Source organism: bacterium (genome assembly GCA_019912885.1).
Lineage (GTDB): Bacteria > Lernaellota > Lernaellaia > JACKCT01 > JACKCT01 > JAIOHV01.
This window is the reverse complement of sequence record JAIOHV010000174.1, coordinates 1-12692: the sequence shown is the minus strand read 5'-3', so window position 1 is coordinate 12692 and position 12692 is coordinate 1. Positions and strand designations below refer to the sequence as shown.

General features: G+C 63.8%; 10 protein-coding genes and 1 tRNA gene. 8 read left to right on the top strand and 3 right to left on the bottom strand.

What is annotated here, in order from left to right:
- From K8I61_15450 to K8I61_15425, 6 genes are all read left to right on the top strand, one after another.
- The coding region (locus K8I61_15450; protein MBZ0273433.1) for a tetratricopeptide repeat protein at positions 1 to 270 on the top strand (270 nt) is incomplete at its 5' end.
- Positions 271 to 419: 149 nt separating this feature from the next.
- A tRNA-Thr gene (locus tag K8I61_15445) sits at positions 420 to 492 on the top strand.
- A 427-nt stretch (positions 493 to 919) separates the two neighbouring features.
- Entirely contained in the window at positions 920 to 3190 is a 2271-nt protein-coding gene (locus K8I61_15440) for a PBP1A family penicillin-binding protein (protein MBZ0273432.1), read from the top strand.
- Positions 3187 to 4155 carry a hypothetical protein gene (locus K8I61_15435; GenBank protein ID MBZ0273431.1) on the top strand — a complete coding sequence of 323 codons (969 nt, stop codon included), beginning with the start codon at positions 3187 to 3189 and terminating at the stop codon, positions 4153 to 4155. The genes K8I61_15440 and K8I61_15435 overlap by 4 nt, the downstream gene beginning before the upstream one ends.
- Before the next feature lie 34 nt (positions 4156 to 4189).
- Positions 4190 to 6757, top strand: a complete 2568-nt coding sequence (locus K8I61_15430; GenBank protein ID MBZ0273430.1) for an AAA family ATPase — start codon at positions 4190 to 4192, stop codon at positions 6755 to 6757.
- A gap of 54 nt (positions 6758 to 6811) precedes the next feature.
- Positions 6812 to 7387, top strand: coding sequence for a hypothetical protein (locus K8I61_15425; GenBank protein MBZ0273429.1), 576 nt, complete (start codon positions 6812 to 6814; stop codon positions 7385 to 7387).
- 11 nt (positions 7388 to 7398) lie between these two features.
- On the opposite strand, the gene K8I61_15420 is transcribed toward K8I61_15425, so the two are convergent.
- Positions 7399 to 8115, bottom strand: a complete 717-nt coding sequence (locus K8I61_15420) for a hypothetical protein (GenBank protein MBZ0273428.1) — start codon at positions 8113 to 8115, stop codon at positions 7399 to 7401.
- Positions 8116 to 8210: 95 nt separating this feature from the next.
- On the opposite strand from K8I61_15420, the gene K8I61_15415 reads away from it, so the two are divergent.
- Positions 8211 to 9125, top strand: coding sequence for an MBL fold metallo-hydrolase (locus K8I61_15415; protein MBZ0273427.1), 915 nt, complete (start codon positions 8211 to 8213; stop codon positions 9123 to 9125).
- Here the strand turns inward: K8I61_15415 and K8I61_15410 are convergent.
- Positions 9122 to 10315, bottom strand: coding sequence for a cysteine desulfurase (locus K8I61_15410; protein MBZ0273426.1), 1194 nt, complete (start codon positions 10313 to 10315; stop codon positions 9122 to 9124). The two genes, K8I61_15415 and K8I61_15410, sit on opposite strands and share 4 nt — an antisense overlap.
- A 265-nt stretch (positions 10316 to 10580) precedes the next feature.
- Entirely contained in the window at positions 10581 to 11870 is a 1290-nt protein-coding gene (locus K8I61_15405; protein ID MBZ0273425.1) for a hypothetical protein, read from the bottom strand.
- Positions 11871 to 12066: 196 nt separating this feature from the next.
- On the opposite strand from K8I61_15405, the gene K8I61_15400 reads away from it, so the two are divergent.
- A partial coding sequence (locus K8I61_15400; protein ID MBZ0273424.1) for a hypothetical protein occupies positions 12067 to 12692 on the top strand: 626 nt, incomplete at its 3' end.

Here is a 12692-nt window from a genome sequence, read left to right as displayed (position 1 = left end):
GTCTACGAATCGAGCCTGGCGATGGCGTACATCGACAAGCGGCGTTACGCGGAAGCGGAGTCGATTCTGAAGGACGTCCTGAAAAAAAAGCCGCATTGCCAGCCGTGCGCGCACGATCTCGCGCAGCTTTTCCTTTTGACGGGGCAGTTTGGCCCGGCGGCGTCGCTGCTTTCGCGGCTCGCGGCGGACGAGCCGGACAACGCGCTCTACGCCCGGCAACTCGAGGCGGCGCGGAACGGGATCGAGCGTGCGTCGCCGCCCGAACCATGAGTCACGCGGCGACGGCGGCTGTCGCGCGCGGCGACGCTCGCGACGTTCAGGGTCGCCAAAAATTCGCGATCCGAACCCGTTGCGGCGCGAGAGCGTTTCCGTATAATTGCGCGCGTTCGCGGCCGGGAGGCGATCCTCGTGGCCCAGACGCCACTGTAGCTCAGCTGGTAGAGCAGGCGATTCGTAATCGTCAGGTCGGGGGTTCGATTCCCTTCAGTGGCTTTTCGCGGCGTCTCGCCGCCTTTTCCCCCTTGCAGGTTTTGAACGATCCACGCAATTTGGCTCCGCGTTTTCTGGTTTTCACGGCGGGGTTGTATGCGTAGAGGTGGAATCACGGCGATTCGAACGAGCCCGCGCACTTCGTCGCGCCGCTTGAGGTCCGCGCCCGACAGGTTCGCGCCCGACGTGCGGACCAGACCGCGCACTGCGTCGCCCCGCTTGGCGCGGCGCGACTTCGTTTGCGGCTCTGACATCGCAAGGGCGATCCTCACGAATGCGTAGAAGCCGCGCACCATCGCTGCTTGCGCAAAAGCCGGCGCGGGCGTCTCGACGCAAGGCCAATAAGCCGAAAGGGCCGCGCGGGCCGTCGCGAACCGGGGCTTTCGCGACGCGCGTTTTGTGGTGGGGGTTCAACCTCGCATGCCTCGGCGTGATTTCGCTCATGGCCGCGGGCGCGGTGTACGCCTATTCCATCACCGACGATCTCGTCATGCGGTTTGAGGGCAAGCGCTGGAAGGTGCCAAGCCGCGTCTATTCCGATTCGTTGACGCTGCTGCCCGGCGATTCGATCGCGTCGGTGGGTCTTGTCGACCGCCTGACGCGCCTGCAATACCAGCCGATCGAATCGGGCCGGCCTCAAGCCGGCGAATACCGCCAGGGTCCGAACGAGCTTGTCATCCACCTGCGCGATTTTGACTATCCGTGGGAGCCGGTGAAGGGTTACGCGTTTCGCCTGACGTTGAAAGATGGCGTTATCCGGGGCATCGAAAACTTCGACACAGGCGACGAGCTGCCCGCCGTCGAGATCGAGCCCGAACTGATCGCGCGCTTTTTCGGCGAGTTCCAGGAAGACCGAGACATCGTGCGTTATGTGGAGGTCAGCCCGCATCTGCGAAACGCGATCGTGACCGTCGAGGACAAGCGGTTTTATCGGCACCACGGCATCGATCCGTTCGGCTTCGCGCGCGCGATGGTGAAAAATCTGATCGCCCGCAAGGTCGTGCAGGGCGGCAGCACCATCACGCAACAGCTCGTCAAGAACTTCTTCCTTTCCGCCGAACGCACTTACGCGCGCAAGGCGAAGGAGGCCGTCATGGCGATCGTGCTGGAGATGATCTACGACAAGGACGCGATCTTCGAGGCGTATTTGAACGAGGTCTATTTCGCGCAGGAAGGGCCCGTCTCCATCAGCGGCGTGGGGCAGGCGAGCCGCCACTATTTCGGGCGCGACGTGCGTTCGCTGGGCCTGGCTGAAAGCGCGCTTCTCGCCGGGCTGATCCGATCGCCCGCTTCGTACAACCCCAACACGCAGATGGAGCGCGCGCGCGCACGCCGCGATCTCATCGTGAGGCGCATGTTCGAGTCGGACCTCATCACGCGGGGTCAGGCCGAGGAGGCGCTCGCGCGGGATGTGCGCGTGCTCAAACGCAAGCCGACGCGCACGATCGCGCCGTATTTCATCGACTTCCTTCGACGCCAACTCGAGGCGCGCTACGGACCGGATATCCTGATCGGCGAAGGGCTTTCGATTTTCACGACGCTCGACGTCAACACGCAGCGAAACGCCGAGGCCGCGCTGACCGAGGGTCTTAGCCAACTCGAGGCGGATTTCCCGAATCTCTACAAGGAAGGCGGTCCGCAGGGGGCGATCGTCGTGACGCAGCCGCAGACGGGCTTCATCCGTGCGATGGTCGGCGGACGCGATTACTACGAGAGCCAATACAACCGCGCGGTGCAGTCGCGCCGGCAGGTCGGCTCGGTCTTCAAGCCATTCGTCTACACGGCGGGTTTTTTGCGTGCGGCGGAGGATCCGGCGTTCGCTTTCACGCCCGCGACGGTGGTCGAAGACGAGCCCTACACGGTCGAACAAGCCGGCTCGCCCAACTGGACGCCGCAGAATTACGACCGCCAATATCGCGGGTCGGTGACGATCCGCGACGCGCTCGTTCATTCGATGAACGTGCCGACGGCCCGGCTCGCGATGGAAGTCGGCATCGACCGCGTGGCGTCGCTCGCTTACAAGATGGGCATCACGACGCCGATGCCGGAGTTTCCCGCGCTGTCGCTTGGCTCCGCGGACTTGTCGCCGCTCGAGGTGGCGAACGCCTATTCCACGCTGGCGAATCAGGGCACCTGGGCGGCGCCGCTTTCGATTCGCGATATTGTCGACGCGCGCGGCGAGGTGCTCGAGAAAAAGCCCGTCGAGCTGCGCAACGTCATGCCCGCGGAGGTTGCGTATCTGACGACCAGCGTGATGCAGGACGTCATCAACCGCGGCACGGCGCAGCGCGCGCGCGGCATGGGATTCACGCATCCGGCGGCGGGAAAGACCGGCACGACGGACGATCACAAGGATGCGTGGTTTGTCGGATATACCCCGCGCCTTCTGGCCGCGGTGTGGGTCGGTTTTGATGAGGATCGCAACGTCGGCCTCGCCGGATCGCGCGCGGCGTTGCCGATCTGGACGCGTTTCATGCAGGCTCAGCTCGCGGGCAGCGAGCCGACGCCGTTCGAGGAGCCGGCGGGCATCGTGCATCGCGACGTTTGCACCGAGTCGGGAAAGTTGGCAATTTACGACTGCCCGGCGGTCAGGAACGAAGTGTTCGTCAAAGGCACCGAACCGGGCGAGGAGTGCGAAATCCACCAGGATTCGCTGATCGAAAAATTCCTGAAACTCGGTTCGGGCGAGAAGGAAACGTGAAACAAACTTTCGTCATTCTATTTGTCTTGACGCTCGTCTCTCTTTTCACGGGCGGGTGCGTCATCAAGGACCGCCACGGCGCCGAGGTGTTCCGCGTGGGCGACGATGCCCCGACAAGCCGCGATGTCGTTGACCCCACGCCGACGCCGGCGCCCGCGCCCGCCCAAGCCGAAGCCGCGCCTGACGAAACAGCTAGCCCGGAAGACGAGGACGCCGCGCAGGACGCACGCACATCGGCCCTGTTCGCGGTCCGCGACGCGCGCGAGGCCAACGAGGAGTCGGGCGACGCGATCATCTCGCGCGACCTTGGCGGCGAGTCGATGCCCGGCCGCGAGGATACGACGCGCGCGCCCTGGTGGGTCGTCGAACCGGCGGAGTCGGATGCGAAACCGGTCGCAAACCCGGAGGAAGGCGCGATCGACGAAGCGTCCGCCGGCGAGCCGGAAGAAGATCCGTTCGCGCCGGTCGAGCCCGAACCGGCCGAGGAAGATCCCGCGCCGCGCGAACCGATCCGGCGCGTGGTGAGCGTCGACAAAACGTTGCAGCCGATCTCGCCCGAACTTTGGGAATCGGCCTACCGGGGCGCGACCGCCAAGGGCCAGCCATCCGCCAAGCGCGCGAGCATGGAACAGGTGAAGGCGGGAATCGACGCGGGATACGGCGCGACGTACGTTTCCAAACTCGAACGTGCCATCAGCCTGGATCGCAAGAACGGATACGCGTATTACTTCCTTGGCCGCGGCCGTTTTGAAAAAGGCGACTGGCCGGGCGCGCGGGAATTCGGCATGAAGGCCGCGCAGATGCTCGACAACGATCCGCCGTTCCGTGCCGCCGCGCGCGTTCTGCTGGCCAAGAGCCTGGCCAATCAGGGCAAGGTCGACGAGGCCGCCGAGCAGATTCGCGCGGCGCTCGAGGACGATCCGGGCAACACGGAGGCGCGGCTTCTCGCGCTTCGCTACCGCTGACCGGACGCCGTTATCCAATCACACCGGGGTGCGTATGACCTCGCGCAAGCGCGCTGAATTCGCCATCGGGCCCGAAAAACTTCGCTGGCGATGCGATCCCGCGTCGTTGCCGTTTTCCACGACGGATGAACTGACGCCGCTCGACGGCGTCGTCGGCCAGCCGCGCGCGATGGAAGCCCTGGAACTCGGCCTGACGATCCGCACCTCCGGCTTCCACGTTTTCGCGACGGGAACGGGCGGCACGGGCAAGATGAGCACAATCAAACGCGTGCTCGCGAAGATGAACGGCAACGGCACGAAAAGGCCGCCGCGCGACATCGTGTTTCTGTTCAACTTCAACAATCCGAACGAGCCTTACGGCGTCAAGCTCACGGCGGGCGAGGGGCATACGCTGCGGCGCGACATGCACCAGTTTGTCGCGGATTTGCAGGAAGCGGTCCCGAATCTGTTCGATAACAAGGAGTTCAAGGCGCGGCGCGACGCGCTTGTCGAAACCTTCCGTGACCGGCAAAAGCATATCTTTTCCGAACTCGAAGCCGAGATGAAAGGCAAGGCGTTCGCCATGGTGCAGGTGCAGATCGGCAACCTCACGCGGCCGGCGATCATGCCGATCATCGAAGATCAACCGGTGCCGTTCGAGCAACTCGAACAGATGGCCAAGAACGGCAACTTTCCATCCGGGCGCCTTGGCGACCTCAAACGCGCGCATCAGGAGTTGTCGAATCAGCTCGAATCGACGCTCAAGGAGGCGCGGCGCATCGATCGCGAGCTAAAGGAAAATTTGCGTCAGCTCGAAAAGGATCTCGCCTCGACGGTCGTCAAATCACTCGTGAACGACCTGCGCGAGGATCACGCCGCGGATGCGCTGAAGCCGTATTTCGACGACATGTACGAATACACGCTCGAAAACCTCTCGCGCTTCAAGGAGAAGGACGAGGCCGAGACGTCCATCCCGATGCCGATCGCGGGCCTGTTCGGGCACGAAGCTCCGGACACGCACCCGTTTCTCGAGTGGGATGTCAACGTCGTCGTGGACAACGCGCAGACCAAGGAGCGTCCGATCATCGTCGAAAATACGCCCACGTACCGGAATCTTTTCGGCACGATCGAGCGTGCGCTCGCGCCGAACGCGCATTTCACGACGGATTTCACAAAGATCCGCGCCGGAAGCATTCTTCGCGCCGACGGCGGCTACGTCATTTTTCACCTGATGGACGCGCTGACCGAGCCGGGCGTCTGGAAGGCGCTCAAACGCACCATCAAGTCGCGCAAGCTCGAGATCGAGTCGTACGATTCGTTTTTGTTCTATTTGTCGAGCGCCATGAAACCGCTTGGCATCGATATCGACGTGAAATTCGTCGTGGTGGGCGAAAATCAACTCTATCACTTCCTGTACGCGGCGGACGAGGACTTTCGCCGCATGTTCAAGATCCGCGCGGATTTCGACACGGTGATGGGCCGCGACGAGGACGCGACCCTGAAAACCGCGCGTTTCGTGGCGCAGATCGTGCGAAACGACGGTCTGCCCCCGTTCGACCGTTCGGCGATCGCGGCGCTTCTGGAAGAGGGCGTGGCGATGGCGGGCGATCAGGAAAAGCTGACGACGCGCTTTTCCGTGCTGTCGGACCTCGTTTGCGAATCGGCGTATTGGGCGAACAAGAGCAAGGCGAAAACGGTGCTCGCCCGGCACGTGGACCGCGCGCTCGACGCCAGGCGCAATCGCGCGAATCTCGTGGAGGAACGCATCCAGGAGATGATCCGGCGCGACCGCATTCTCATCGACACCGCGGGCGGCATTGTCGGCCGGATCAACGGCCTGTCCGTTTACCAGATCGGTGACTATCTTTTCGGCAAGCCCACGCGCATCACCTGTTCGGTCGCGATGGGGCGCGCGGGCGTCATCAACATCGAGCGCGAGGCCAAACTGTCGGGGAAGTTGTACGACAAGGGCCTGTTCATCCTGTCCGGTTTTTTGCGATCCCGCTTTTCGCAAGACAAGCCGATCAGCCTGTCGGCCTCGATCGCCTTCGAACAGAGCTACGGCCTCATCGACGGCGATTCCGCCTCGATGGCCGAAACGATCGCGCTGTTTTCCGCAATCGCGGGCGTTGCGATCGATCAATCCGTCGCGGTGACGGGATCCCTGAACCAGGACGGCGAGGTGCAACCGATCGGCGCGGTGAACGAAAAGATCGACGGCTTCTATTCCGTCTGCAAGGAGCGCAAGCTCACCGGCAAGCAAGGCGTCATCATCCCCGCCGGTAACGAGCGCGATCTGATGCTCCGCAACGAGATCACCGAGGCGGTGAAAAAAGGCAAGTTCCACGTCTGGTCCGTTTCGACGATCGACGAGGCGCTCGAGATCTGCACGGGCATCGCGGCGGGCAAGCGCGGCGACGACGGCCATTATCCACCGAAATCGCTGAACGGGCGCGTCGACAAGCGGCTTCTCGATCTGGCCCGGGACATCCAGGACTTTGGCAAGGAAAAGAAAAAGTCGGACGAAAAAGGCGCGTCCGTCAAACCGCCGGACGAAAAAACGCCGCCGAAAAAATCGCCCGCCCGAAAGCCGCCGGCCCAAAAAACGCCCGCGAAAAAGTAAGGCCGCAAGGGGTGATGCCCGTTCGTCTCCCGTGTTAAAATTCGCGCGATGAAGGTGCGTTTTCCCAGCGGCCGTCGCGGACTCGTCGCGCTTGGATACATGGCGTGCGGCGCCGTTGCCGTATTGCTTCTCCAGCAGGCATTCTCGCCGGCGAACGCGCGCGTCGGCGTCGAGACGATCGTGCCGGCGATCGACGACCGCGCGCCCCGGGCGCTCGCTTTCGAAGCGGCGGCGACCGATTCCGTCCCCGGCGCGGATTCCATCGATACGCAACCCATCGCTCCGCCCGCGCTGCCCAGTGAATTGAAAGAGGTCGGTTCGGACGTCGTGCCCGCGATTCGCCCATTGGCATCGAGCGCGCCGGGATGGCCGGCCGCCGCGATGGAGCCGCGGCAAGCGGCGGCGCGGGTCATGACCGCCTCGCGCGAATGCGCGTGCTGCGCCAATCGCCTGCAAGTGAAAGCGCGCGTTGTCGCGGACGGCTCGGCGTCGGGCGCGGACCTGCCGTTTCCCGCGACGCCGACGGTCGCACTTGAACGCGACAGCGGCACCGTGCCGGTGATCGAAGTCGAGGCGAACGTCCCATTTCCGGTTTCGCCGACCGCGCTGGCAAGCGAGCTGACGAAATAACCTCGCGGATTTTATTTGGGCGGTTCGCTGATCAGACCGAACTGAGCGCCGAGGCTGAACTGAAGGATGTTGTTCAGGATTTTTTCGGTCTGCCTTGGGTACTCCGCGGTGTAGGGCGTTACGGCGAAGGTGTAATCCACCATCCCCGATACGACGAGGAGCAGGCGGTCGGTGGGAAGGTGCATCCCGCCGAACTCAAGCCCCACGAAGCCGATCCACGCGGGCCCGAATTCCGAAAAATCGCTCGCGCGCGAGATGTCCGACCGGATCACGCCGGCGCGAAAATTTCCGAACGGGTAAGCGGGCAGGATGTCATCCCAAGGACGAACGCCCCATTTGCCGCGCGCGTAATAATCGGCGTATCCGAAACGGAAGATGCCGGCGTACTCGCGAAATCGGACCGCCGCGTTCTTGCTGCTGACGCCGGGAGTCTGGAACTCGCCGCCGTAATCCCGATACTGGCCGGTCAGGCCGATGACGAGGTTGTTGTCGAAAATGTGCGTCCACGTGACGCCCGGAAAAAGCCCGACCCCGGATTTGCCGAACAACGCATACGTCGCGGTATCGTTCGGCGTTTCGATCGACCATTGCAGATCGGACGAACCCGCGATCGCGAGTTGCAGGTCGATGGTAAGGGCGTTCGCGCCGGCAAAAGCGCGAGCGGGAAGGATGATCGCGAACAGAAGCGCGGCGGCGCCAAGCGCGCGGGTGCTCCGGGCGAAAATCACAAGCGCGATCGCCGGGCGGGGATTACGGATTTGATCATCCGCGCGATGCAATCGGCAAACGGGCCGTGCTGTCAAGCAAGCGGGGGCGACGCCTGATGAGAAGCGCGCGGTTTGCCCATCGTGTCGTCGCGCAGCGCGGGCTGTCGAGCCTTTTGAAGTGGCAGCTTGGACGTTACGAAAAAGATCCGCATCGCGATCGCCCGCGTTGGCCCGAGATCCCGGTGCGTTTTGATACCGCCACGGTGCTGGAGTCGATCGGCGAAGCGCCGGCGGCCGTCTGGTTCGGCCATGCATCGGTGCTCTTGCGTCTCGGGGGAATGAAGATTCTCGTCGACCCGATCGAGGGCGACGCGCTGTTCGTGCCGCGGCGCGCCCCGAAGGCGCCGATCTTCGATCTCGTCCCCCGGCCGGATGCCATCCTCATCACGCACAATCACTACGACCACATGTGCGGTAAGACGCTGACACGCTTCGACCGTATGACGCCGATCGTCGTGCCGCACGGCCTCGCGCCGTGGTTTTCGCGGCGCGGGTTCGTCAACGTGCGCGAGCTCGACTGGTGGGACGAAGTGCGCGCCGGGGATGCGCGAATCACGCTGACGCCCGCCCGTCATTGGTCCAAGCGCACGATCTTCGATACGAACGACACGTTGTGGGGCGGATTCGTCATCGAGGCCGGCGGCAAGCGCGCGTACCACGCGGGCGATACGGGGTGGCAGGACGAATTTCACGAGATCGGCAAACGCCTCGGGCCGATGGACGTCGCGCTTGTGCCGATCGGCGCTTACGCGCCGCGCTGGTTCATGGAGCCGGCGCATATGCAGCCGGCCGAAGCGCTCGACGCGGCCGACGCCGTCGGCGCGCGGCTCATCGTACCGATCCACTTCGGCACGTTCACGCTCTCGGACGAGCCGCTGACCGAACCGCCCGCGTGGACGGAGCAGATCGCGAAAGAGCGCGGCGAGCGCCGCCTGCGCATCCTGCCGATCGGCGGCGTCGTGTCGTTCTAAGCCGGGATCGCCAGCTCGCCGGCCTCGACGCGCTCCCACTCCGGTGACAGGCGCCGCAGCTTGGCCACGGTGTCGGCAAGCGTCTCGACAACCGCGTCGATGTCCTCGCCTGTCGTATCGTGCCCGAGCGACAGACGGATGCCGCCGCGCGCGAGCGCCTTCGGTACGCCCATCGCCGTCAGCACGTGGCTGATTTCAAGGCTCCCCGAAGTGCACGCGCTGCCGGAGGACGCGGCGATACCGGCAAGATCGAGAGCTGTCAGGATCGCCTCGCTGTCGAGAAACGGAACGCAAACGTGCAGCGTGTTGTCGGTGCACGTTGCGGGATCGGTCGTGACGATGACGTGCTCGACGCGCGTGACGATCTGCCCGGCGAGCCCGTCCCGTAACGCGCGAAGCCGCGTCGCCTCCGCGTCCATGCTCGCGAGCGCAAGCTCCATCGCGCGGCCGAAGCCGACGATGGCCGGCGTGTTCAGCGTGCCGGCACGACGGTCGCGCTCCTGCGGCCCGCCGACCATGTGCGGCACAAGCTCCACGCCCTTGCGTACGTACAGCAGCCCCACGCCCTTGGGTCCGTGCAGCTTGTGCGCCGACGCGGCTAACAGATCGACGTTGAGCGCCGCGACATCGATCGGCGTCTTGCCCGCGGTCTGCACGGCGTCCGTGTGAAACAGCGCGCCGCGCTCGCGCGCGATCCGGCCGACCTCGGGGATGGGCTGCATGGTGCCGATTTCGTTGTTGGCGTGCATCACGGAAACGAGCACCGTATCCTCGCGCATTGCCTCGGCGACGGCTTGCGGATCGATCACGCCCGATCGACCGACGCCAACGCGCGTCACCTCGAACCCCTCACGCTCGAGCACATCGCACGAACGCAGCACGCAACGATGCTCGATGGCCGTCGTCACGATGTGCCGCCCGCGAACCTTTGCCGCGCGCGCCGCGCCCTGGATCGCGAGATTGTTCGACTCGGTGCCGCCGGAGGTGAACACGATCTCGTGCGGGCTCGCCGCGCCGATCGCGGCGGCCAGCGTCTCGCGCGCTGCGTCCACCGCGCGGCGGCACGGCGTGCCGAACTGGTGGACGCTCGAAGGGTTGCCGTAGTGCTCCGTGAAAAACGGCATCATCGCGTCGAGCACGCGCGGATCAAGCCGCGTGGTGGCGTTGTTGTCCAGAAAGATGCGTCTCATGTCCTGTCCCGGCGCCCCAAAAAATGCATAGGAACCGCGACCGTTAGGGAGCGGGTCTGCTTCATGAAAAACGCCGACCCGGGGCCGGCGGATACGCGTATCATCCGCGCCGGGCGGTAGATGTCAACGGAAAAATCGCGTCAAGCGATGCCAGAGCCGCGGCCGTCAGGAAGCGGGCACGTGGCCGAACTGGAGTTCAGCGCTCCCAGGCGGGTTGCGATGACCTTTCAGACTTTCAGACTTCCAGACTTTCAGCCTCCCCGCCTCACTTCTCCCACATCTCGGGGAACAACCACCACAGAAGCGGACGCCCGGCGTAGCCCGACAACTCCACGAAGCCCGCGCCACCGACCGGCAGACCTTCGCGTTCGCCGTCGATGAACACCAGCCCCTCCCAGTAGTTCCACATGGGGTTTTCCATCTCGGCGTCGTCGATCATCGACGTGAGCGTCACGTCGATGTCGAGCATGGGCACGGCAAGGCGCCAGTCCATCGGATAGGTCGCGCCGGTGTTCGGGCTCGTCCATTCGGAAAGCGACGCGATTTCGACGTCCTCCATGCGCAACGCCACCTGGTCGCCCTCGGGCGTCACGTAGGTTCCCGACGCGAGATCCCAGACGGAAGGGTCCGCTTCGTCGCCGCGAAAAACGAAAAACATCAGTTCGCCGCCGTCGTCCATCTGAAGCGAGAACCAGTCCCATCCGATCAAGACGAACGGATTGAAGTTTCCCCACTGGTGATCCATCCATCCTTCGCCGGTGACGGCTATCGGACCGTCGCCGCGGTCGATTTCGCCCTCGACCGCAAGGCGCATCCGGGAATAGTAAAACGAATCAGTGGCCCGCGAGCTCATGCGAATGATGCCGTTGCCGCCGTGATAGGTCGGCCCTTGCGTGTCGGTCAGCGTCAGGTCGAACGAATGGCCGGGCGTCGCGCCAAGCAGGCGATAGACAAAGTCCAGGCCGCGCGTAACGGACGCGTCGCGGCTCAACAGATTCAGTTGCTCCGGATCGCGATCGGCCCAGCCGAAATCGAGCCAGACGGCCTCGGTGTGCTCGCCGGTGACTTCGTCGAGCACCGCGACGTTGATCATCCACGCGGGGAGGCGAAACAGCGACGCGCCGTAGAAAAATGTGAGTTCGAAACCGAATGCGTTGCCGTCCTCGTCAAACGCGTTGCCGGTCCAGTACCACCACTCGATCATGTCCTGATGCGGCGACTCGTCCGCCGGAAAATCGATGAACGTCTCGACGCACGCGCCGAAATTGCAGTAGGTCCACTTGCCGCACGGATCGCCGGCGACCCATTCCCCATCCACGCAACGCACGGGATTATCCGCCTCGTCGCAAAACGCGTCGCCGTCCTCGCACGCCGCGTCGTCGTCATCGGAAGCGTCGTCATCCGCGACGTCGTCATCGGCCGCGTCATCGTCCGAGTCATCGTCCGCGACATCGGCGCCGGTCTCATCGACGGTCTCGTGCTGCGTGCATCCAACAAGCGCCGCGAATATCGCGACGCACAAACACGCCAAACCGAATTTCCGCAAATTCCGCATCGTCCTCTCCGGCTGTTCGAACGTGCTCGGGCAGGCATTTCCCAAAGCGCGGCGGGAGAGGGTATTCGGAGATGCAAAAATTGCCAAGGCGGTGACGATGCGCGAAGATTCAATGCGACTTGAAAGGTCCGATCGTTTATTTATGAAGATCGCACCGTTCAATGAGGGTGGGTGTATGCGCGTTTCCGGAAATTCCGTGCGCGCCGAGATGCGGAGAAAACCCGCGCGCCGCTTCCTTGTGTTTTTTGCGCTCTTCCTGTCTCTCATGCTGATCCTCGCGCTCCCCGGCTGCTCGTGCGGCGATGATGACGACTCGGCCGGCGACGGGATCGCGGACGACGACTCGGGTTTCGATGACGACGCAGACGATGACGACTCCGCGCTTGACGACGATGCGGGAGATGATGATTCGGACGACGACGATGACGCCCACGACGATGACGCGGACGACGATTCCGCTTTCGACGACGATGCGGGCGATGACGATTCGTCCGGCGATGACGACGCGGACGACGACGATTCATCAGACGATGACACGTTCGACGACGACAGCACGGACGACGACACGGTTGCGCGCCCGTATGATGAAGACCTCTCAGAGCATTGCGTCGAACTGCCGGACGATGTCGTCGATCTTGGCTTGACGGAGTTATCGCCGTTTCAGCCCGGATGCCCGGATTCCTTCGTCTCCGAGGATGGCATCGAGATTTGCGTCGTGCGTGGCAGCGGCGTCCGCACACTGAACCTCGTTCTGGAAGGCGATGTCGTCGTCGATTCCCAGGGAAACGTCCACGTCATCACGACCTACGGCCGTGATTTGCG